General features: G+C 74.4%; 17 protein-coding genes and 2 pseudogenes. 12 read left to right on the top strand and 7 right to left on the bottom strand.

Annotated features, from left to right (window positions below):
- The first annotated feature begins 20 nt into the window (after positions 1–20).
- Entirely contained in the window at positions 21–986 is a 966-nt protein-coding gene (locus MM438_RS11385; RefSeq protein WP_241452601.1) for a zinc-binding dehydrogenase, read from the top strand.
- A gap of 75 nt (positions 987–1061) precedes the next feature.
- On the opposite strand, the gene MM438_RS11380 is transcribed toward MM438_RS11385, so the two are convergent.
- The 4 genes from MM438_RS11380 to MM438_RS11365 all read right to left on the bottom strand — a co-directional run bounded on the left by MM438_RS11380 (position 1062) and on the right by MM438_RS11365 (position 6603).
- The gene (locus MM438_RS11380) at positions 1062–1604 is read right to left on the bottom strand and encodes a cytochrome b5 domain-containing protein (protein WP_241452600.1); all 543 of its coding nucleotides are present in this window, start codon (positions 1602–1604) and stop codon (positions 1062–1064) included.
- 120 nt (positions 1605–1724) lie between these two features.
- Positions 1725–2339, bottom strand: coding sequence for a GDSL-type esterase/lipase family protein (locus MM438_RS11375; RefSeq protein WP_241453458.1), 615 nt, complete (start codon positions 2337–2339; stop codon positions 1725–1727).
- Positions 2340–2449: 110 nt separating this feature from the next.
- Entirely contained in the window at positions 2450–2623 is a 174-nt protein-coding gene (locus tag MM438_RS11370; protein WP_241452599.1) for a DUF6104 family protein, read from the bottom strand.
- A gap of 122 nt (positions 2624–2745) precedes the next feature.
- Positions 2746–6603: a multifunctional oxoglutarate decarboxylase/oxoglutarate dehydrogenase thiamine pyrophosphate-binding subunit/dihydrolipoyllysine-residue succinyltransferase subunit gene (locus MM438_RS11365; RefSeq protein ID WP_241452598.1), complete on the bottom strand. Its 3858-nt coding sequence runs from the start codon at positions 6601–6603 to the stop codon at positions 2746–2748.
- Positions 6604–6719: 116 nt separating this feature from the next.
- Between MM438_RS11365 and MM438_RS11360 the strand changes: the two are divergent.
- The 3 genes and pseudogenes from MM438_RS11360 to MM438_RS11355 all read left to right on the top strand — a co-directional run.
- Positions 6720–7901 (top strand): annotated as a pseudogene (locus MM438_RS11360) (hemolysin family protein); the annotation flags it as partial.
- 65 nt (positions 7902–7966) lie between these two features.
- Positions 7967–8098, top strand: a complete 132-nt coding sequence (locus MM438_RS16785) for a hypothetical protein (protein ID WP_338155547.1) — start codon at positions 7967–7969, stop codon at positions 8096–8098.
- A complete protein-coding gene (locus MM438_RS11355) occupies positions 8095–9252 on the top strand; it encodes a hemolysin family protein (RefSeq protein ID WP_241452597.1) in 1158 nt (385 codons plus the stop codon). The genes MM438_RS16785 and MM438_RS11355 overlap by 4 nt, the downstream gene beginning before the upstream one ends.
- Here the strand turns inward: MM438_RS11355 and cofE are convergent.
- Positions 9239–10300 (bottom strand): coenzyme F420-0:L-glutamate ligase, encoded by a 1062-nt coding sequence (gene cofE / locus MM438_RS11350; RefSeq protein ID WP_241452596.1) that lies wholly within the window; start codon positions 10298–10300, stop codon positions 9239–9241. The genes MM438_RS11355 and cofE overlap by 14 nt on opposite strands.
- The gene (cofD, locus tag MM438_RS11345; RefSeq protein WP_241452595.1) at positions 10297–11355 is read right to left on the bottom strand and encodes a 2-phospho-L-lactate transferase; all 1059 of its coding nucleotides are present in this window, start codon (positions 11353–11355) and stop codon (positions 10297–10299) included. Before cofD ends, cofE begins: the two co-directional genes overlap by 4 nt.
- Before the next feature lie 325 nt (positions 11356–11680).
- On the opposite strand from cofD, the gene MM438_RS11340 reads away from it, so the two are divergent.
- The 4 genes and pseudogenes from MM438_RS11340 (at position 11681) to MM438_RS11330 (ending at position 17019) form a co-directional block, all read left to right on the top strand.
- Positions 11681–11959 carry a WhiB family transcriptional regulator gene (locus tag MM438_RS11340; protein ID WP_241452594.1) on the top strand — a complete coding sequence of 93 codons (279 nt, stop codon included), beginning with the start codon at positions 11681–11683 and terminating at the stop codon, positions 11957–11959.
- A 100-nt stretch (positions 11960–12059) separates the two neighbouring features.
- Entirely contained in the window at positions 12060–15506 is a 3447-nt protein-coding gene (locus MM438_RS11335; RefSeq protein ID WP_241452593.1) for a glycosyltransferase, read from the top strand.
- Positions 15503–16399: pseudogene (locus MM438_RS16950) on the top strand (DUF5719 family protein); the annotation flags it as partial. The gene MM438_RS11335 and the pseudogene MM438_RS16950, both read left to right, overlap by 4 nt.
- Before the next feature lie 59 nt (positions 16400–16458).
- Positions 16459–17019 (top strand): DUF5719 family protein, encoded by a 561-nt coding sequence (locus tag MM438_RS11330; RefSeq protein WP_241452592.1) that lies wholly within the window; start codon positions 16459–16461, stop codon positions 17017–17019.
- Between the two features lie 63 nt (positions 17020–17082).
- Here the strand turns inward: MM438_RS11330 and MM438_RS11325 are convergent, their stop codons facing one another.
- Entirely contained in the window at positions 17083–17556 is a 474-nt protein-coding gene (locus MM438_RS11325; protein ID WP_407568176.1) for a metallopeptidase family protein, read from the bottom strand.
- 52 nt (positions 17557–17608) lie between these two features.
- Here MM438_RS11325 and MM438_RS11320 point away from each other — a divergent pair, with 52 nt between their 5' ends.
- From MM438_RS11320 to MM438_RS11305, 4 genes are read left to right on the top strand one after another with little or no spacing between them, the layout of a single operon-like run.
- Positions 17609–18151: a DUF3499 domain-containing protein gene (locus MM438_RS11320; RefSeq protein ID WP_241452590.1), complete on the top strand. Its 543-nt coding sequence runs from the start codon at positions 17609–17611 to the stop codon at positions 18149–18151.
- 38 nt (positions 18152–18189) lie between these two features.
- Complete coding sequence (locus MM438_RS11315) at positions 18190–19641, top strand: phosphomannomutase/phosphoglucomutase (RefSeq protein ID WP_241452589.1); 1452 nt, start codon at positions 18190–18192, stop codon at positions 19639–19641.
- Between the two features lie 3 nt (positions 19642–19644).
- The gene (locus MM438_RS11310; RefSeq protein ID WP_241452588.1) at positions 19645–19830 is read left to right on the top strand and encodes a Trm112 family protein; all 186 of its coding nucleotides are present in this window, start codon (positions 19645–19647) and stop codon (positions 19828–19830) included.
- A 20-nt stretch (positions 19831–19850) separates the two neighbouring features.
- The gene (locus MM438_RS11305; protein WP_241452587.1) at positions 19851–21026 is read left to right on the top strand and encodes an SIS domain-containing protein; all 1176 of its coding nucleotides are present in this window, start codon (positions 19851–19853) and stop codon (positions 21024–21026) included.
- The last annotated feature ends 1 nt before the right edge of the window (position 21027 follow it).

The raw sequence follows: 21027 nt of genomic DNA, 5'->3' as shown, positions 1-21027 counted from the left end.
GGCTGGCATAGGTTCGGGCCATGCTCGCCGCCTACGCCGCCCGTGCGTCCTCCGACGACCCGCTCTCCGCCCTGGAGGTGGGGGAGCAGCCCGAGCCGCAGGAGCGACCCGGGTGGGTCACCGTGACGCTGCGGACGTCCGGGCTCAACCACCACGACCTGTGGTCCCTCAAGGGGGTTGGGCTGCCCCCGGAGCGGCTGCCCATGGTCCTGGGGTGCGACGGTGCCGGCGTGACCCCCGACGGCGACGAGGTCATCGTCCACGCCGTCGTGGCGAGCGAGGGCTGGCGCGGCGACGAGACCCTCGACCCGCGCCGGACGCTGCTGTCCGAGCTGCACCCCGGCACCATCGCCGAGCGGGTGGCCGTCCCTGCCCACAACCTCGTCCCCAAGCCGGCCGAGCTGCCCTGGGAGCATGCGGCCTGCCTGTCGACCGCGTGGCTCACGGCATACCGGATGCTCTTCACCAACGCCGGGGTCCAGCCGGGCGCGACCGTCCTGGTGCAGGGGGCGGGGGGCGGTGTCGCCACGGCGCTCGTGCAGCTGGGCGCCGCGGCCGGGCTGCGCGTGTGGGCGACCTCGCGCGACGAGGCCAAGCGGCAGAAGGCCCTGGAGCTGGGAGCCGCCGAGGTCTTCGAGTCCGGCGCGCGGCTGCCCCACCGCGTGGACGCCGTGCTGGACACCGTGGGCGCTGCCGTGTGGCGCCACTCGATCAAGTCCCTGGAGGCGGGGGGCACCCTGGTCACCGCGGGCGCGACCACCGGCGACCCGCAGCGCACGGAGCTGGCGGACATCTTCTTCCGCCAGCTGCGGGTCGTCGGCTCCACGATGGGCAATCGGGTCGAGCTCGAGCGTCTCGCCCGCTTCGTCGTCGACCGGCGCATCGAGCCCGCCGTGGACGGCACCACCCCGCTGCCGCAGGCCCGGCGTGGTTTCGAGCGGCTGGCCGGGGCGGACCTCTTCGGCAAGGTGATCATCACGCACTGATCCCCGGGCCCGCCCGGGAGACGAGGAGGAGGGCGGCACCCCGGCCGGGGTGCCGCCCTCCTCCTCGTGCTCAGGTCACGTCGTGAGCGTGCCGATCTGGAAGGTCGCCAGACGGGCCTTGGCCTCGGCGTTGGCCCCGTGCTGGGTGGTGAACTGCGCGGTGGCGTCCTGCCCGCAGATGCCCTCGATGCGCTTCGGGCCGCCCGGGTGGCGGCTGATCCACGTGGTCAGGTCGTAGACCTTGCCGTCGATGGCGGCCCAGCAGGAGGTGGCGTTGTCGTGGTCGTTGACCACGGCGATGGTGTAGGTCTTGCCCCCGGCGGCCGGGGCGCCCGCGGAGGACGGTGGGGTGCCGACCGTGCTGGTCACCGTGGCCGATGCGGCGTTGTCGACCGCCGTGGCGGCCTGGGAGGCGCCCTTCGACGCGGCCGTGGCGGCCTGGGACGCCGCCGTCGAGGCGGCAGTCGCCGCGGCGGCGCCTGCGGTGCTGGCGGCGGCGCCGACCGACGACGCGGCGTCGCCGGCGCTCGTGGCGGCGTCCGAGCCGCAGGCAGACAGCGACGACACGGCGACGAGGCCGGCGGCGATGGCGACAGAGGTGCGCAGGGCGCGGGGCATGTCAGTCTCCTTCCGGCGGCCGCGAGGTGCGGACGCGATTCCACCATAAGGGTAGCGTTGGCTCACGCTGGGTCATCAGAGCAGCCGTTCCCGAGTCGTGATCCGCCTCCTGGTGGGCACTCAGCGCGACAGTCGCATCCAGCTGTCCCACCCGCCGTGCAGGACCAGCCAGGCGATCAGGCCGTAGCCCGCCTGACCGGGGTGGAAGTCGTCGCCGGTGGCGTCCAGGTCGCTCACCCACTGGTCGTGACCCTGCAGCGGGCGGAAGCAGTCCACGAAGGGCACCCCGCGGCGGGCGCACACGTCGGCCTGGGCCTCGGTGACGATCTCCAGGGTGGCGTTGAAGGTCGGGTCGTTGGTCGGCGTCGACCCCACCACGAAGGCCGCGATGCCCTGGGCCTGCGCGTCGTCCAGCACGTTGGCGAGGTTGAGGCGGGAGCGCGCGGTGGTGATCCCGGTGAGGACGTCGGCGTGGCCGACGCTGATCACCAGCCGGCGCTCCGAGCGCCCCCGCCAGCGAGGCGGGCACTCGCTGCGCCAGCGGGCCAGGACGTCCGCCGAGGAGTCTCCACGGATGCCCAGGTTGTATGCCGAGAGCTGCACGTCCGGGTGCTGCGTGCGCGAGACCACCCGGGACACCCAGCCCAGGCCCTTCGGATCGCCGTAGCCCGCCACGAAGGAGTCGCCGATGAAGACCAGCCCCACGTCGCGAGGACCGTGGTCGTCGTCCACCAGGGCGACGTTGTGAGGGGAGGGGTTGTAGTCCTGCGGGTCGCGGAACACCACGGGTGGATCCTTGTCTGTCGTGCGTCGGACGGACCGAGAGAGGCGGTGGCCGAGGGCTGTCACTCGTCGTCGTCGAGACGGGCCAGCCAGGTGGCGAGCCGCTCGACCGGCACCTCGAACTCGGGATGGAGATCGACGAAGGTCCTCATCTGCTCCGCCAGCCAGCCGAAGCTGAACTCCTCGTCATCCCTACGTCGTTCGAGCTCTTCCAGGCCGCGGTCGGTGAAGTACACGGTCGTCATTGTGCCCCATCCGGGCGCACCGGCCAGCGGGGCGTGCCGACGTGGACACAGATTTGGCGGGACGGCGGCGGGCCCGGCCACCGAGGTGGCCGGGCCCGCCAGGGAGACGCGGATCAGCGCTCGAAGGCGCGCTCCATCAGCGAGGCCTGCTCCACCGCGTGCGCCTTGGAGGAGCCGGTCGACGGTGCCGCCGAGGCGGGGCGGGAGATCAGGCGGAAGCGGCGCTTCTCCCCGTGACGCTCGAGCAGCTCCGGCGCCGTGAGCGCGACATACGGCCAGGTGCCCTGGTTGGCGGGCTCGTCCTGGACCCAGACGATCTCGGCCTCGGGGTAGTCCGCCAACGCCTGGGCGAGCTCCTTGGCCGGGAACGGGGCGATCTGCTCCACGGTCATGATCGCGGTGCGGTCGTCGCCGAGCTTCTGCCGGTGGGCGTCGAGCTCGTAGTAGACCTTGCCGGAGCAGAGCAGCACCCGGTCGACCTGGGCGGCGTCGACACCGGTGCGGTCGGGCACGACCGGCCGGAAGGTGCCGGTGGTGAAGTCCTCCGGCGAGCTCGCCGCGGCCTTGAGGCGCAACATCGACTTGGGGGTGGCCACGATGAGCGGGCGGCGCGGCCGGGCGTACGCCTGCCGCCGCAGCAGGTGGAAGTAGGACGCCGGGGTGCTCGGGAAGGCGACCGTCATGTTGTCCTGCGCGCACAGCTGCAGGTAGCGCTCGATCCGGGCCGAGGAGTGGTCCGGGCCCTGGCCCTCGTAGCCGTGGGGCAGGAGCAGGACGACGGAGGACCGCTGACCCCACTTCTGCTCCGAGGAGGAGATGAACTCGTCGACGATGCTCTGCGCACCGTTGGCGAAGTCGCCGAACTGCGCCTCCCACAGGACGAGGGCGTCGGGCCGCTCCACCGAGTAGCCGTACTCGAAGCCCATCGCGGCGAACTCGCTCAGCAGCGAGTCGTAGACCCAGAAGCGGGCCTGGCCCTTGCCGAGGTAGAGCAACGGGGTCCACTCCTCCGCGGTCTCCTTGTCGATCAGCACCGAGTGGCGCTGGACGAAGGTGCCGCGGCGGGAGTCCTGGCCGGCCAGGCGAACCGGGGTGCCCTCCATCAGCAGGGAACCGAAAGCGATGAGCTCGCCCGTTCCCCAGTCGATGCCACCGTTGGCGACGGAGTCCGCGCGCTTCTCCAGCATCTGACGCAGCTTGGGGTGCACGGTGAAGCCCTCGGGGGTGGCGACGAAGGCCTTGCCGAGGTGCTGCAGGGTGTCCGGGCTGATGGCCGTCTCCACGACCTTGGCCGGGGCCTTGTCGTCCGCCTCCTGCGCCTGCGGTCGCTCCAGCCCCGCGGGGCCGGAGTCGCGCCCGGCCTTGGCGGCCTTGACCGCCTCGCGGGTCTCCACGAAGACGCGCTCCAGCTGCTGCTGGTAGTCCTGCAGCGCCTCCTCGGCCTGCTCGACCGTGATGTCGCCGCGGCCGATGAGGGCCTCGGTGTAGAGCTTGCGGACGCTGCGCTTGGCCTCGATCAGGTTGTACATCAGCGGTTGGGTCATCGAGGGGTCGTCGCCCTCGTTGTGGCCGCGTCGGCGGTAGCACACCATGTCGATGACGACGTCCTTGGCGAACCGCTGCCGGAACTCGTAGGCCAGCTCGGCCACCCGGACGCAGGCCTCGGGGTCGTCGCCGTTGACGTGGAAGATCGGCGCCTGGATCATCCGCGCCACGTCGGTGGAGTAGACGCTCGACCGCGAGCTCGAGGGCGCGGTGGTGAAGCCCACCTGGTTGTTGACGACGATGTGGATCGTGCCGCCGGTGCGGTAGCCACGCAGCTGGGACAGGTGCAGGGTCTCCGCGACCACGCCCTGGCCGGCGAAGGCCGCGTCGCCGTGCATGAGGACCGGCAGGACGGTGAAGGCCTCCCCGGCGTGCCCGAGGCGGTCCTGCTTGGCCCGGACGATGCCCTCGAGGACCGGGTTGACGGCCTCCAGGTGGGAGGGGTTGGCGGCGAGGTAGACCTTGGTCTGCCGACCGTCGTCGGAGGTGAAGGTGCCCTCGGTGCCCAGGTGGTACTTCACGTCGCCCGAGCCCTGGACCGAGGAGGGGTCCTGGACGCCCTCGAACTCCTTGAAGATCTGGCCGTACGACTTGCCCGCGATGTTGGCCAGCACGTTGAGGCGGCCACGGTGGGGCATGCCGATGCACACCTCGTCCATGGAGTCCTCGGCGGCCCGGGTCAGGATGCGGTCGAGCAGGGCGATGGCGGACTCGCCGCCTTCCAGCGAGAAGCGCTTCTGACCGACGAACTTCGTCTGCAGGAAGGTCTCGAAGGCCTCGGCGGCGTTGAGGCGGCGCAGGATCCGCAGCTGCTCCTCGGCCGTCTGCCGGTCGTGGTGGACCTCGACCCGGTCCTGGATCCACTGGCGCTGGTCCGGGTCCTGGATGTGCATGTACTCCACGCCCACGGTGCGGCAGTAGGAGTCGCGCAGGATGCCGAGGATGTCGCGCAGGTGCATCAGCGGCTTGCCGCCGAAGCCGCCCGTCGCGAACTCCCGCTCGAGGTCCCACAGGGTCAGGCCGTGACGCTCGATGTCCAGGTCAGGGTGGCGGCGCTGGACGTACTCCAGCGGGTCGATGTCGGCCATCAGGTGGCCCCGGACACGGTAGGCGTGGATCAGCTGCTGGACGCGGGCGGTCTTGTTGACGTCGTCCTCGTGCCCGGCCGAGATGTCCTGGACCCAGCGCACCGGCTCGTAGGGGATGCGCAGCGAGGCGAAGACCTCGTCGTAGAAGCCGTGCCGGCCGAGCAGCAGCTCGTGGATGATCTTGAGGAACTCGCCGGAGCCGGCACCCTGGATGATCCGGTGGTCGTAGGTGCTGGTCAGCGTCAGGATCTTGCTCACCGCGTGCCGGTTCAGGGTCTCCTGCGCGGCGCCCTGCCACTCGGCGGGGTACTCCAGCGAGCCGACGCCGATGATGGCGCCCTGGCCCTGCATGAGGCGAGGGGTGGACGAGTTGGTGCCGATGCCACCGGGATTGGTCAGCGAGATCGTGGTCCCGGCGAAGTCGTCGACGGTCAGCTTGCCGCCGCGGGCCTTGCGGATCAGCTCCTCGTACGCCGTCCAGAAGTGGACGAAGTCCATCGTCTCCGCGGACTTGATCGAGGGCACCACCAGCGACCGGGTGCCGTCGGGCTTGGGGAGGTCGATCGCGATGCCGAGGTTGACGTGGGCGGGCTTGACCAGCGCCGGCTTGCCGTCCTCGAGGCGGTAGGAGTAGTTCATCCCCGGCATCGACTGCAGCGCCTTGACCATGGCGAAGCCGATGATGTGGGTGAAGGACACCTTGCCGCCGCGCGAGCGGCGCAGGTGGTTGTTGATGACGATGCGGTTGTCGATCAGGGCCTTGGCCGGCACCGCACGCAGGCTGGTGGCGGTGGGGACCTGCAGGCTCGCGTCCATGTTGGTGACCACTCGGGCGGCCGGGCCCTTGAGGACCACGACCTCGTCCTCGGTCTGCGGGCCGGGCTGCTTGACCGCGGGGATGTCCCGGGGGGTCGGCTTGGACTGCGCGTCGCCGGGGCGGCCACCCTTGCCGGCCTTGGGCGTGGCCTTGTCGGCCTTCTCCGCCGGCGCAGCCTCGGCGACCGAGGCGGCCTCGGCCGGCTGGTCGGCACCGGGCCGCGGAGCAGCGGCGTCGAGACTCGCGGCGCCCGCCTTGCCGGGGTCGATCGCGCGGTCGGTGGCCTGCTCGGGGGAGGCCGCCTCGGGCTTGGCGGCGTCGGCCGTGCCGGCAGCGCCCTCGGTGCGCCCGGAACCCGGGGAGTAGTCCTCGAAGAACGACCACCAGGCCCGGTCCACCGAGCTCTTGTCCTTCCTGTACTGCTCGTACAGCTCGTCGACGAGCCATTGGTTGGCTCCGAACGCGGTCGAGGGGTTGGGGCCGCTGGAGGGCGTGGTCACGGCTGGGATCGCCTCTTTCATGGTTCGCGTCGACGTCGACCGAGAGTGCCTACCGGGTCAGAGTAACCCCGAAGCCTCCGACCTGCCGGGCAGCGGAACCGCGGGCAGCGGCCCGCCGACCTTAGGATCGGCCCACTATGACCGAATGGTTGCTCCTGCTGGCCGCGGTGCTCCTCACCGCCTGCGCCGCCTACTTCGTCGCGGCGGAGTTTTCTCTCGTGGCGCTGGACCGCCCGACCGTCCAACGGGCGGTGGATGCAGGGGACACCGCGGCGCGCCCCGTGCTCACGTCGCTGCGCACCCTGTCGACGCAGCTGTCGGCCGCCCAGGTGGGCATCACCCTCACCACGCTGCTCACCGGCTTCATCGCCGAGCCCGCCATCGGTGGTCTGATCCGGGGCCCCCTGCTCGGCCTCGGCGTGCCGACGTCCGCGGTGCCCGCCGTCTCGACCACGGTCGCGATGCTCCTGGCCACCGTGGCCTCGATGATCGGCGGCGAGCTCGTCCCGCAGTTCCTCGGTCTGTCGGCTCCGTTGCCCACCGCCAAGGTCGTCACCCGCCCGGTCCGGATGTTCAGCATCCTCGCCAAGCCCCTCATCGTCGTGCTCAACGGCTCGGCCAACGCCTTCCTGCGCCGGCTCGGCATCGAGCCCCAGGAGGAGCTCTCGGCGGCCCGCACCCCGCAGGAGCTGGCCTCCATGGTGCGCCGCTCCGCCGAGGCCGGGACCATCGACGAGGACACCGCCCGGCTGCTCACCCGGTCGCTGGGCTTCGGCGAGCGGACCGCCGACGACGTGATGACCCCCCGGGTCCGCTGCGAGACGGTCGAGCGGGCCGCGTCGGCCGCGGACGTGCTGACGCTCGCCCGGCGGACCGGGCACTCCCGCTTCCCGGTGATCGGGGACGACCTGGACGACGTGGACGGCGTCGTGCACGTCAAGCGGGCCCTCGCCGTGCCCCACGAGCGTCGGCAGGAGGTGCCGGTGTCCGCCCTGATGGTCGACGCGCTGCACGTGCCCGAGACGATCCGGCTCGACCCCCTCCTGCTCCTGCTCCGCCGGCACAGCTTCCAGATGGCCGTCGTCCTCGACGAGTATGGCGGAACCTCCGGCGTGGTCACCCTGGAGGACGTGATCGAGGAGATTGTCGGAGAGGTCGCCGACGAGCACGACCGCCGCGGACCCCAGGCCCACGTCCGCCGCGACGGCACCTGGATGGTGCCCGGCCTGTGGCGCACCGACGAGGTCCGCGACCGCGTGGGCGCGACCATCCCCGAGGCGTCGACCTACGAGACCCTGGGCGGTTTCGTCATGGCCCGGCTCGGCCGGGTGCCCGAGGTCGGCGACGAGGTCGAGATCGAGGGCTGGCACCTCACGGTCGGGGCATGGACGGCCGACGGGTCGACCGGCTCCGGCTGGAGGCACGCGACGCCCTGCCCAAGGAGGGGGAGGGCCCTGGCGAGACGGGTGCGCCCGGCGCCTCCTCCGGCATACGACAGCAGGAGGAGACCCGATGAGCACCGCCGCTGCACTGTGGATCTCGATCGTCCTGCTCCTGGGCAACGCGTTCTTCGTGGGGGCGTCGTTCGCCGCCATGGCGGCACGCCGGTCCGCGCTCGAGCCGCTCGCCGCGGAAGGCTCCACCGCGGCCCGCCGCTGCCTCGACGCGCTGGAGCAGGTCTCCACCCTGCTCGTCTGCTGCCAGCTCGGGATCACCGTCTGCTCGCTGGGGATCGGTGCCCTCGCCGAGGTGGCGCTGCACCACCTCTTCGAGGGCTGGCTGGAGGCCGCCCACCTCTCCGCGGCCCTCGCCGGCCCGCTCGCGCTGGTGCTGGCGCTGCTGCTCGTGGTCTACCTGCACGTCGTCGTGGGGGAGATGATCCCCAAGAACCTCGCGATCGCCGGCCCCGAGCGGGCCGCCCTCGTGCTCGTGCCGGCGCTCCTGACCGTCACCCGCGTCCTGCGGCCGATCATCTGGGTCATGGAGCGGCTGGCCAAGTCGATCGTGCGGGCCATGGGGATCGAGCCGAAGGACGAGCTCGCCTCGACCTTCACGACCGAGGAGGTCGGGGAGATCGTCGCCGAGAGCCACCGCGAGGGTCTCCTGGAGGCCGAGCAGCACGGGCTGGTGCAGGGCGCGCTGGAGTTCAGTGACCGGCTCGCGCACGAGGTGGCCGTGCCCCTGGAGCGGGTCGTGTCGCTGACCCAGGGCGCCACGCCGCAGGACCTGGAACGGCTGGTCGCCAAGCACGGCTACTCGCGCTACCTGGTGCGCTCCGCGGACGGAGACATCGTGGGCTACCTGCACCTCAAGGACATCCTGTACGCCCGCGACGAGGACTTCGACGAGCCCATCCCGCCGAAGCGGCTGCGGCGCCTGGCCACGGTCCATGCCGACGACGAGGTCGAGGACGTGCTGGCCGCCATGCAGCGGACCGGCCGGCACCTGGCCCAGGTGCTCGCTGCGCACGACGACCGGGTGGTCACCGGGGTGGTCTTCCTCGAGGACGTCCTGGAGGAGCTCGTCGGCGAGGTGAGCGACCAGTCCCAGAAGGCCGTCGAGCGGATCGCCCGGGTGCGCGCGGCGGGTGGTTCGGCGCGGGTGGAGGAGGCCCTGGTCGATCCCGCGCAGCAGGGACGGGCCGGGGCCGGACCGGTCACCGAGCGCTGAGCAGCACCTCCGCCCCGGCGCCGCTGACGTCCTCCTGGGCGACGACGAGATCCTCTGCTGCACAGGCGAACTCGAGCCGAGCCAGGGCGCGGCCCAGGCTGGTCTCGTCGGCTGCCACGAGCCGGATCCGGCCGCCGTCGGCAGTCGCAGACGTCACCTGGGGGAGCGTCAGCAGAGCCAGGCGCACCGCCCGGTCACGCCGCGCCGCGAGCTCCCCGACGGCGAGCGGGCGGATACCCGCCCGCTCGCTCGCCGGGCTCCCCGGCGGGGCGCCCAGCGCAGCCCGGACGGCCTCGACGTGCCCGAGCGCGAACCAGTCCCCGGGGCCGGTGCGGACCAGTGATCGGGCGCCCGGCCCACGGTCGGGGCCGACCAGGTGCGCGAGGCCACGCACGACCGCGGCTCCGATGCCGGTCGCCTTGCCCTTGACCAGGTCGGCGGCTGCCGCGACCTCGTCGGCGATCGCGCGCGACGTGACCGTCAGGCAGCGGCCGTCGTGGTCGACGCCGCCGCGCAGGTCGTCGGCGGGGGCGAGCCCGGCGCACCCCAGGGCGAGGTCGACCTGGCCCCCGCGCCAGGGTCGGCCGGCAGTGTCTGTGAGGAGCACACCGACCTCGACGCCGACCGTGACCCGGAGCTCCTGCCTCAGCTCCTCCGCCGCGGCGTCGGGGTCCTCGGGCAGGACCAGCAGCCCGCCCTGGTCGCCGGTGTTGGAAGCGTCGATCCCCGCTGCCGCCATGACAGGCCCGGCAACTGCCTCGACGATGCGGGTGATCCCCTCCTGGGTGGCCCGCTCCGCGACCACGCGGACCGTCTGGGAACGCACCAGCTCGTCCTTGACGTCCCGGTCACCGGCCCAGGGGCGTCGCAGCCCCTCGGCCTTGGAGACCAGCTTGCTGGACACCACCAGGAGATCGCCGTCCCGCAGGCCCCCCGGCACGGACCCCGCGGCGGCGGTGGTCAGCTCCGCCGCCAGCTGCATGCTCTCGATGACCTCGGGCACGCCGAGCACCGGGTGGATCTCGACGCGCCCGGCCGCGGTGCTCACCGGTCCCTGACCGAGGTGGCCGCAGGGCCGCCGCCCGCCCGCAGCTCCAGGCCCAGGCGTGCCGCCTCGGCCGCGATGGCCGCGGTGGCGGGCACGTCGGTCATCAGCAGGGGCCTCGCGACCACCCTGAGGTCGCGCTGGGTGCGGGCCAGGGTCGCGACGGCAGCGGCGTCGGACTCGTCCACCAGCCACCCGTCCAGGAAGTCGGCATACAGCCCCGCCACCGCCTCGGTCGTGGTGGGCAGACCCAGCGCGGCGAGGCACGCGTCGGCATGTCCGCGCACCGGACGGCCGCCGACCACGGGGGAGACACCCACCACGGGCGCGCGGCACCCTCGCAGCGCGTCCCGCACCCCGGGGACGGACAGGATGATGCCGATGGAGACGACGGGATTGGACGGCGGCAGCAGGATCAGGTCCGCGGAGCGGATGGCGTCCAGCACGCCGGGAGCCGGAGCGGCCCGGTCGAGCCCGGCCACGACGAAGCGCCGGGCGGGCAGCGCCGCCTGGTGCCGCACCCACCACTCCTGGAAGTGGATGGCGCTCTGCCCGCCCTCGCTGCCCGGGTCGTCGACGACCACGTGCGTCTCGACGGGGGTGTCGGTCATCGGGAGCAGCCGGACGCCGCGCCCGGGCAGCCCCCACCGGTCGGCCAGGCGCTCGGTGACCTGGGACAGGGGAGCCCCCTGGGCCAGCCACTGGGAGCGGGCGACGTGGGTCGCGATGTCCTTGTCGCCCAGCCCGAACCACTGGGGCTCGGCGCCGTAGGCCGCGAGCTCGGACCGGACCACGTGCGACTCGTCCGCGCGGCCCCACCCCTGGCCCTCGTGGATCCCGCCGCCGAGGGTGTACATCACCGTGTCCAGGTCCGGGCAGACCCGGAGCCCGAAGAGGGTGATGTCGTCGCCCGTGTTGCCGATGACGGTGACCTCGTGCGGGCCGTCCGGCAGGGGGGACCGCACGACGGGGTGCACGTCGGTCGGGGTGGTGAGCTCGAGCAGGCCGCGGAGGAAGCGAGCTCCGCCCACTCCTCCGGCGAGAGTGACTATCCGCATACCAAGATCCTTTCATACACTCTTTCGGCGTAATGCTCCTACGCCACTCTCACGAATCATCACGAAGACGACTCGCCGCGCTGACGTGCACGGATGGTCAGGCCGCCGAGGGCGGGGCTGGGCCGAAAGAGTGGCGAAACCGCCATCTTCCCGGCATCCCTTAGCACTGCCGCGCTTGACTGTCGGCGTATGACACGCATGTAATTTCACCGTTGCACCCGGGTGGGGACAGATCGCTGTGCCAGTGGCCCGCTACTACGTGTAACGCAACAATTACTCACAGCATCGAGACCGCGGTCCCGGTGCGGAGGCAGGAGGGGCCGTGATGGAACTGCAGCTGGTCGGCGGGCTGGACGTGTCGGGTGTCGACGACGCGGAGGAGGGCGTGCTCTCCTGGCAGGAGCGAGCACTGTGCGCGCAGACCGACCCGGAGGCCTTCTTCCCGGAGAAGGGTGGCTCCACCCGCGAGGCCAAGAAGGTCTGCACCGGGTGCGAGGTCCGGGCCGAGTGCCTGGAGTACGCGCTCGCCAACGACGAGCGCTTCGGCATCTGGGGCGGGCTCTCCGAGCGCGAGCGCCGCAAGCTCAAGAAGCGCGCAGTCTGAGCGGAGCCGGTCCGACCCGGACCTGACCCGCGCCGCGGTGGCGGCACACCCCAGGTAGACAGGCGCTCCGGCGCCCCGAGCCCCAGCCCACGGAGAACAGGTGCCCTCAGCTCCTCTCAGCGGCGCGGCAGCCCCCGCGAGGGAACCCGGCCCCGTCGATGCGATCGTCGTCGTCCGAGACGGCGCGCCCTGGGCGGCGGACTGCCTCCGAGCGCTCTCGGGCCAGACGGCGGCCCAGCGCCGCCTCGCGATCGTCCTCGCCGGCGCCTCCGACGATCCCCTCCCGACTCCTGACGACCTCCCCGAGCCGATCGTGGTGGTGGCCCGCGGCAGCTCCGACGCCCGTGCGATCCGAGCCGGTATGGCGGCCCTGCGGGCAGCAGCCGAGCCCATGACCGCGCGATCGGCGCCGCTCGAGAGCGCCCCCGCTGCCACGACCTCCCGCGCCGACACCGTCGCGCCGGACGCCACCTCTGCTCCCGCCTCGACCGTCGCTCCCACGTCGCCTCCGAGCCCCGAGCCGGCGCCCGCACCGGCCGGCTGGGTCTGGGTGGTCCAGGACGACTGCCGTCCCGAGGCGGGCTGCCTCGCCCACCTGGTGCAGGCCGCCACGGAGCACCCTGCGGCAGCTGTCCTCGGCCCGAAGCATCTCGACGACGAGCAGCCCGACCGTCTCGTCGAGATGGGTCTCGCCGTGTCCCGCACGGGCCGTCGTGTCGCTGTCCCGCGCGTCCCGGAGCTGGACCAGGGGCAGCACGACGACCGGTCCCAGGTCCTCGCCGCGGGGGCGGGGGCCTTGCTCGTGCGTGCCGACGTGCTCGACGACCTGGGGGGCCCGGATCCTCGGCTGTCTGCCGCCTGGGACCTCGACCTGGGCTGGCGCGTCCGCGACGCCGGCCACGAGGTGCTGGTGGTGCCCGAGGCCCGGGCCCGGACCGCGCGGGCGAGCGAGCGGGGGCTGCGCTCCCGGGAGCGGTTGCCGTTCGCGGGGGTGCCCTGGGCCGAGCTCGAGGAACGGGGGATCCTGCGCGAGCGGGTCCTGGCCGAGCGGGCCGACTGGGACCGGGAGCGCCGCGCGGCCGCGGCCGCCCACCTGCGTCGTCGCCGACGGGCGTCCCGCCACGTCGCCCTCGCGCGTCATCCCTGGTGGCAGGTGCCCCTGGTCATGGCCCAGGTCCTCGGCTGCGGGCTGGCCCTCGCCCTGCTCCTGCTGGTGGCCAAACGTCCGCGGGCGGCGCGCGCCGAGCTCTCCGACGCGCTGGCCGTCCTCGCCCTGCACCGCTGGCTGCCGGCCCGCACGAGCCCGCCCAGGGGTGTCCGGGTGGCGGTGGGCGACCTGCTGACGCCCCAGCACGAGACCCTGCGCGGTGTCATGGACGAGCTGGCCCGGGCCCTGCCGGGGGCTCGCCGCGCCGCCGCGACCGACGTGGCCGACGACGACCGGCCCGACCTCGTGGAGCCGGGTCCGGTCAGCGACGAGGCCGAGGACCTGCCCGGGGAGGAGCCGGGCGCCGGTGCGGCCCGACACCCGGTCCTGCTCGCCCTCCTCGCCGCCACGGTCCTCACCGTGATCGGCTGGTGGGGCGTGCTGGGCCAGGACCTGGGCGGTTTCCGGGACCGCGGCCTCGTCGGCGGCGAGCTGCTCCCGGCCTCGGGCGATGCGGCGGCGGCCTGGACGCGCTACCTCACGAGCTGGAGCGGGGACGGTGCGGGGATGGCCCGGCCGGCGCCTCTGTGGACGCCGCTGCTGGCCGGCTCGGCCGCGTTGGTGGAGCTGCTGCCCGGACGCACCCCGACCGCGCCCACCGGCACCGCCGTGGCCCTGCTCCTGGTGGCGGCGTTGCCGCTGTCGGTGCTGTCGGCATACCTCTCGGGTCGGGTGGTGACCCATCGGCCGTGGCCCCGGGCGCTGGTGGCCCTGGCGTGGGGGCTCTCGCCGGCGCTGCTCGTCGGTCTGCGCGAGGGACGGGTGGGCGCGGCCGCGCTCGGGCTGCTCCTGCCGCCCCTGCTCGCGGGCCTGGCCGCCTGCAGCCGGCGCCGGCCGTGGTGGCCCGCCGTCGGCGCGACCCTCCTCGTCGCCGCAGCCGCCGCCTCGGTGGCACCTCTCCTGCTGGTCGTCGTCGCCGTCGCCGGCATCCTGATCGGGGGGCTGGGCGCCGGCCGGTCCCGCGTCGCCGGGCTGCTGCTCGTCCTGGTCCCCGGTGCGCTGCTCGGTCCGGACGTCCGGGCCTGGTGGCACGGACCGGAGCTCCTCCTGACCGGTCCGGGCCTCGCGCGGTGGGGGACCGCCCCCCGCCCCTGGACCGCCGCGCTCCTGTGGCCCACCGAGCCGGCCCTGGACCCCTCGCTCGCCCTGCCCGGACCGACCTGGCTGCAGCAGTGGTGGCCGGTCCTCATGGCCCCGGTCCTGCTCGCGGGCCTGGCCGGGATGCTCGTGCCCGGACGGCGTGGACGCCTCACCGGGCCCCTGGCCGGCCTGGCGGTCCTGGCGCTGGCCCTCGCGAGCTTCGCGCCCTCCCTCACGCTGGCCCAGGTCGTCGACCAGGCCGGCACCCACCGGGTCACGGCCTGGACGGGCGCCCCGGTCCTGCTCCTCACGCTCGCGCTCCTCGCCGCGGCGCTCGTCGGTGCCGACGCGGTATGGCGCAGCGGCGCGGCCCTCCCCGCCACCTCGCCCGGGCGGGCGGTGCGCTGGACGGGGTGGACGCTGGCCGGGCTGCTGGCCCTCACCGTGGTCGCGCAGGCCTGCTGGCTGTCCGTGGTGCGTCTGGACGACCACCTGCGGGTGGGCCCGCAGCGTCTGCCCCAGATCGTCGCCGACGGGGCGGGCAGCGCCCTGCACACGCGCTACCTCGCCCTGCACCCGCAGGGTCGGGCGCTCGGCTACGAGCTGCTGCCGGGCGACCCGGTGGAGGTGGTGCGCTCGCTCCCGCGCACGCAGGTCGTGGATCCCTCCGAGGGCCCGGTGTCCGATCTCCTCGGCGGCGCCCCCACGGGCGGCACGAGCCCGACCGCTGCGCGACGGCTGGCTGACCTCGGCGTGGGCTTCGTGGGGCTGCGACCCGCCGCCCCGGAGGTCACCACCATCCTGGACACCACGGCCGGCCTGGCCCGGCTGTCCGATCCGGGCGACGTCAGCCTGTGGCGCGTCTCGCCGCGGGGCGCCGGTCCCGGCGGGTCGGCCCCCCTCGTGGTGTCGGCGGTGCAGGTGTTGGGTCCCGACGGGGAGCTCGTGGGGTCGGTGCCGGTGCACGGTCCCGGGCCTCGGGCCTCGGGAGACCTTCCCGAGAGGGCCGCGATCCTGACGGTGGCCCGCCCGTCGTCCTGGGCCCGGACTGCCGAGGTCACCGTCGACGGCGTCGCGGTCCGCGCCGTCGAACGCCAGGGGCTGGCGGCCTATCCCCTGCCTCCGGGTGCGCACCACGTCGAGATCAGCCCCACGACCTCGTGGAGCTGGTGGCGGTGGGCCCAGCTGGGGCTCCTCGTCGTCGTGGGGGTCCTGGCCCTGCCCCTCGGGGCCCGTCCTCAGGAGAGGGAGTCCCGATGAAGGGTGCAGGGGTGCTGAGGGTGCTCGTGGTCGTCGCGGCCGGGGCGGCCACGGTCGCGGGCGCCACCGCCATGGACCGCACCTATCTCGTCGACGGGGCGCCCCGCCGCGTCGCGCCTGCCGCCGACCGGCCGGGTCGGCCGTTGACGGCCGTGTCCCTGCTGTGCCCGGGGCCGGAGACGGCGGGCGTGCCCGGGCTCCCCGCGCCCAGGGCCGGGGGGCCGGGCACCGTGGTCGACCTGCTCGCCGCGGCCGCCCCCGCGGGGGTGCCTGGCGCGCTGGGGGCCGAGCTGCCCGACGGCTCCACCACGCTGTCGGCGCTGCCCGGCGGCGTGGAGCTGCGGCGCAGCGCCGTGGGGACCGCCGTGCTCGCCGCGCCGGTCGCCGGTGCGCGCGGCGGGCTGGTCTCTGCGACGGGCGGGCTCGCGCCGACCCTGGTGGGCCTGCAGCGCTCGCTGGTCCCGGCGGGGGAGCGGCGCGTCCTCTCGTCGGCGCCCTGTTCCGTCCCCCAGGCCGACGCCTGGCTGCTGGCGGGCTCGGGCCAGGCCGGACGTCAGGAGCACCTGGTGCTGGTCAACCCGCACGGCACCGCGGCGACCGTGGACATCACTGTCCTGGGGGCCAAGGGCCCGATCATCGGCGTGGCGGGCCGCGGCGTCGTCGTGCCGGCGCGCGGGCGCACCGTGGTGCTGCTCGACGCCCTGGACGGCGCGGAGGTCAGCCCGGCTGCGCACGTGCAGGTGCGGGCCGGCACCGTCCACGCGACGCTCCACGACGGGTGGCTCGACGGGATCGTGCCCCGGGGCGGCGACGACACGGCGGCCTCGGCCCCTCCGGAGACCGAGCAGGTCCTGCCCGGGGTCTCGGTGAGCGGGCCGGTCGATCCCGTCGTCGTGCGCGTCGCGGTGCCGGGCACGGCACCCTCCGACGTGCGGGTCTCCGTCCTCGGTCCGTGGGACCGCTGCCCGGCGTCACCGTCACCCGCCGGGTCGCGGGCCGGGCCACCGCGGACCTCGGGCTGCCGTCGTTGCCGTCCGGGGTGTATGCCGTCCAGGTGCAGGGCTCGACCCCGGTCGTGGCCGCCGCCTCGGTGGGGCGGGCGGACGGCGCCCGGCCGGCCGGCCCCGCCACCGTGGCCTCCCCGGTGCGCGACCTGGCGTGGGCCGTCGCGGCGTCCCCCCTGCACGACCTCGCGGGCGTGCCGCTGGGCGTCCAGGCCGGCGCCGCCCTCGACGAGCGGCTGTCCGTGGCCAACCCCACCTCGCGACCGGCGACCGCGACCCTCACCCTCGTGGACCCGGCGGGCCTGCCGAGCCCCCGGCTGCTGACGATCCCGCCGGCCTCCGCGGTCAGCGTGGCGGTGGGCGGCTCGGCGTCGGTGTGGCTGCGCCCCGACGTGCCCGGGGTGCGGGCCGCCCTGGTCACCGAGGCGGAGGGTGGGCTGATCACCTCCAGCCCGCTGACGGCCCGGTCGCAGACGACCGTGCCCTTCGTGGTGTCCCGCCAGGGCTGACGGCTGCGGCCGCCGGGTGCGCCCGTCGGCGGGCGGGTGGGTGCGCCCTCGTCCCGCAGCGGATCAGCCGAGATCGGGGTCGTAGCCGGGGTCGAGGTCCTCCGGCGACACCATGAGCAGCGCCGCGGCCTGCTCCACCACGACCAGGTCGACCAGCTGCTCGAGCTCGGTGCTCCCGGAGGTCCGGCTCTCGACCGGGCGGCGGTAGACCACGATCTGCGGTCGGTGGGAGCCGTCGCCGGGGCGAGCGTGCCCGAGGGGGATCGAGCCCTCCTGCTCGGAGGTCCGCAGGACGTCGTCCGCGGGCACGAGCTCGACCGCCACCTCCACCCCGTCCAGCCGGCCGTCGGCGCGGGGCGCGACCCGGTCCACGGCGTCGAGGACGAGCTGGTCGAAGCGGTCCGCCCGGCTGATCATCTCCGGCACGGGGGGCCAGGCGAGCGGGCCGCGACGCCCCCGGCCGCGTCGGTCGCGCGACAGTCGGCGAGCCGGGCCCGCGGAGGGGCTCTCGGCAGGGGGCGTGCTCACGTCCGGCATCCTACGGCGTGCCGATGGCCGCGGACCCGCGCGCGGGCTAGGGTGCACTCCCGTGACCGCTCCGCGCCTGTGCTCCAAGACCCCGTGCGGTCGTCCCGCCGTGGCGACCCTCACCTATGTCTATGCCGAGTCGCAGGTCGTGGTGGGCACCCTCGCGACCTTCGCGGAGCCGCACTCCTACGACCTGTGCGCGGACCACGCGCGTCGCCTGACCGCCCCGCGCGGCTGGGACGTCGTGCGCCTCGTCCCCGACTTCGCGGACCCGGCGCCCGCGCCGGACGAGCTGGTGGCCATCGCCGACGCCGTCCGTGACCGCCGCGAGCAGGCTGCGCCCCAGCCGGAGCGGCAGACCTCCCCGCCGCGGGGCACCGGCTCCACCCGGCGCACCGACTCCACCCGGCGCACCATCGTCGCCGCCACCGGCGGCCCGACCCAGGGCGCTCGTCCGATCGGGCAGGTGACCTCCGTCGAGGTGGGGCGCCGGGCCCACCTGCGCGTCCTGCGCGAGGAGGCGGACGGCGCCCCCCGGGGCAGGCCGCGCCGGTCCGAGGACGGCGAGGTCGTCACCGATCCGGGTCCAGACGGCCCACGCTGACCGGGCCCCGGCACGGGCTCGCCCGGTAGGGTGAGGTCGTGACCTCTCGCACCGATCTCACCACCTTCGTGAAGGCCTACGACGTGCGTGGCCTCGTCCCCGACCAGCTGGACGCCAGGGTGGCTCACGCCCTCGGGTCCGCCTTCGCCCGCGTGGTGGCCCTGCCCGACGGTGCCGCGGGCATCGTCATCGGGCACGACATGCGACCCTCCTCCCCGGAGCTGGTCCGGGCGTTCGCCGAGGGGGCGGCACAGCACGGCGTCGACGTCATCCTGATCGGCCTGTGCTCGACCGACGGGCTGTACTTCGCGTCCGGCCACCTGGGTCTGCCTGGTGCGATGTTCACGGCCAGCCACAACCCCGCGGCATACAACGGCATCAAGATGTGCCGCTCCGGCGCCCGCCCGGTGGGCCAGGACTCGGGCCTCGCGGCCGTCCGCGACCTCGCGCAGGGCCTCCTCGACGGCGAGCCCGACCAGGCTCCTGCTGCCACCCCCGGCGAGATCCGCGAGCAGGACCTGCTGCGGGCGTATGCCGAGTTCCTGCGCGGGCTGGTCGACCTGTCGGCGCCGCGGCGCAGCACCCCGCTGCGGGTCGTGGTGGACGCCGGCAACGGCATGGGTGGGCTGACCGTCCCCGCCGTGCTCGGCGACGCGGCCGGCCTGGACGCGCTGCCGCTCGAGGTGGTGCCGCTGTACTTCGAGCTGGACGGGTCCTTCCCCCACCACGAGGCCAACCCCCTCGAGCCTGCCAACCTGGTCGACCTGCAGCGCGCGGTCGTCGAGCACGGGGCCGACCTGGGCCTGGCCTTCGACGGCGACGCGGACCGCTGCTTCGCGGTGGACGAACGGGGGGCGGCGATCAGCCCGTCCGCGGTCACCGGCCTGATCGTCGAGCGCGAGACCGCCCGCGCGGTGGCAGGGGGTGCCGATGCGGGCGAGCTGGCCTTCGTGTACAACGTCATCACCTCCCGGGCGGTCCCGGAGGTCATCGCCGAGGCCGGCGCCCGCGCGGTCCGCACCCGGGTGGGTCACTCGTTCATCAAGGCCACGATGGCCGAGCACGACGCGGTCTTCGGCGGCGAGCACTCGGCGCACTACTACTTCAAGGACTTCTGGTTCGCCGACACCGGGATGCTCGCCGCGATGCACCTGCTCGCGGCCCTCGCCGAGACCGACGACCCCGCCTCGCGGCTCGTCGAGCGCTTCGACCGCTACGTCGCCAGCGGAGAGATCAACTCCACCGTGGCCGACCAGGCCGCCCGCAGCGCGCTCGTGCGCGAGTGGGCCGTCGGGCGGGGGCTCGACATCGACGAGCTCGACGGCCTGACCGCCACCCACGAGCCGGGGCAGGACGGCGGCCTGTGGTGGGTCAACGTCCGTCCCAGCAACACCGAGCCGCTGCTGCGGCTCAACGTCGAGGCCGCCGACCGCGCCACCATGGAGCAGGTGCGGGACGAGGTCCTCGCGATCATCCGAGGAGAGGCCTGACCCATGAGCGACACCACCATCCAGCCCTGGCTGCGCGAGATCCTGCGGTCCCCGGGAGGCGAGCACGAGCTCGTCGACGGCACCGCCCCCGACGGCAGCCCCGAGCTGCGCTGTCCCGCGCTCGGCGTGGCCTTCCCGGTCGTGGACGGCATCCCGGTGCTGCTCATGGACGAGGCCCGACAGCTCTGACCCCTGCCGAGGAGGCTCCCATGCCCCAGCTGGACGAGCGGCTGCTCGACGACCTCGACGAGCTGCGCCGGCTCGACTCCCGCGACCACGTCCGGGCCCTGGCCACGGCTGGGGCGCAGGTGCGCGCCGGGATGACGATGGCCGAGGAGGCCGGCGCCACGCGGCTGACGCTGGACGACCGCCCCCGCGCGGTGCTGGTCTGCGCGCTGGGTGGCTCGGCCGTGGTGGCCGAGGCGCTGGGGGTCCTCGCCGAGGACCACGGCCCGGTGCCGGTGGGGCGCCGCTCCACCGCACCGCTGCCCAGCTGGGTGGGTCCCCTGGACGTGGTCGTGGCCGTGTCCCTGTCCGGCCGTGCGCCCGGTCCGGTGACCCTGGCCGCCGAGGCCTCCCGCCGGGGCGCCCAGCTGCTCACCGTCGGGGCCGCCGAGTCGCCCCTGGCCGACGTGTGCCGTCAGGCGCGCGGCGTCCACGTCCCGGTGCCGCCGGAGGTCGTCGCGTCCCGCACCTCCCTGTGGGCCCTGCTCACCCCGGTGCTCGTCGCCTGCCACGCACTCGGGGTCGTGGACTGCGGCCCCGACGTCCTGGCCACGGTCGCCGACGAGCTCGACGCCCAGGCCGAAGCCTGCCGTCCCAGCTCCGAGAGCTTCGTCAACCCCGCCAAGGTCGCGGCCGTCCAGCTCGCCGAGACCGTCCCCGTCGTGCTCGGCGACGGTGCCGCCATGGGGGTCGCCGCCCGCCGCGCGGTCGCGGGGCTCGCCCGCACCGCGCGCATCCCCGCGATGCCCGGCTGGCTGCCCGACGACGCCTCGCAGGTCGTCGCGACCTTCGGCGGGCCGTTCACGGCCGCGGGCGGCCAGGGCGTCGGCGGTCACGCCACCGGCCCGGCCCGGGACATCTTCGCCGACCCCTTCCTCGACGCCGCCCAGACCCCGCCGCTGGGGCTCCTCCTGCTGCGCGAGCAGGGCGCCGACGTCCCGCCGACCCAGACGGCCCTGGCCGAGGCGGTCCTGCAGGAGGCGCGGGACACCGGGGTGCGGGTGCACGAGGTCACCGGCAGCGGCGGCTGCCAGGTGGTCCGGCTCGCCACCGTCGTGGCGCTCACCGACTTCATGGCGGCCTACGCCGCGCTGGGTCTGGGGCTGGACCCTTCCACGAACCCGCACGTCGCCGCCCTGCGCACCGCGACGATCCGCTGAC

This window comes from Arsenicicoccus dermatophilus, from assembly GCF_022568795.1.
Taxonomy (GTDB): Bacteria; Actinomycetota; Actinomycetes; order Actinomycetales; family Dermatophilaceae; genus Arsenicicoccus; species Arsenicicoccus dermatophilus.
The sequence above is the reverse complement of the archived record's forward strand: the minus strand, read 5'-3'. Positions and strand labels throughout refer to the sequence as shown.

Coding starts and splice junctions, on each gene's coding strand:
- MM438_RS11385 (WP_241452601.1), top strand. CDS start 21: ATGCTCGCCGCCTACGCCGCCCGTGCGTCCTCCGACGACCCGCTCTCC.
- MM438_RS11380 (WP_241452600.1), bottom strand. CDS start 1,604: ATGCCCCGCGCCCTGCGCACCTCTGTCGCCATCGCCGCCGGCCTCGTC.
- MM438_RS11365 (WP_241452598.1), bottom strand. CDS start 6,603: ATGAAAGAGGCGATCCCAGCCGTGACCACGCCCTCCAGCGGCCCCAAC.
- MM438_RS16785 (WP_338155547.1), top strand. CDS start 7,967: ATGGACGGCCGACGGGTCGACCGGCTCCGGCTGGAGGCACGCGACGCC.
- MM438_RS11355 (WP_241452597.1), top strand. CDS start 8,095: ATGAGCACCGCCGCTGCACTGTGGATCTCGATCGTCCTGCTCCTGGGC.
- cofD (WP_241452595.1), bottom strand. CDS start 11,355: ATGCGGATAGTCACTCTCGCCGGAGGAGTGGGCGGAGCTCGCTTCCTC.
- MM438_RS11340 (WP_241452594.1), top strand. CDS start 11,681: ATGGAACTGCAGCTGGTCGGCGGGCTGGACGTGTCGGGTGTCGACGAC.
- MM438_RS11325 (WP_407568176.1), bottom strand. CDS start 17,556: ATGCCGGACGTGAGCACGCCCCCTGCCGAGAGCCCCTCCGCGGGCCCG.
- MM438_RS11310 (WP_241452588.1), top strand. CDS start 19,645: ATGAGCGACACCACCATCCAGCCCTGGCTGCGCGAGATCCTGCGGTCC.
- MM438_RS11305 (WP_241452587.1), top strand. CDS start 19,851: ATGCCCCAGCTGGACGAGCGGCTGCTCGACGACCTCGACGAGCTGCGC.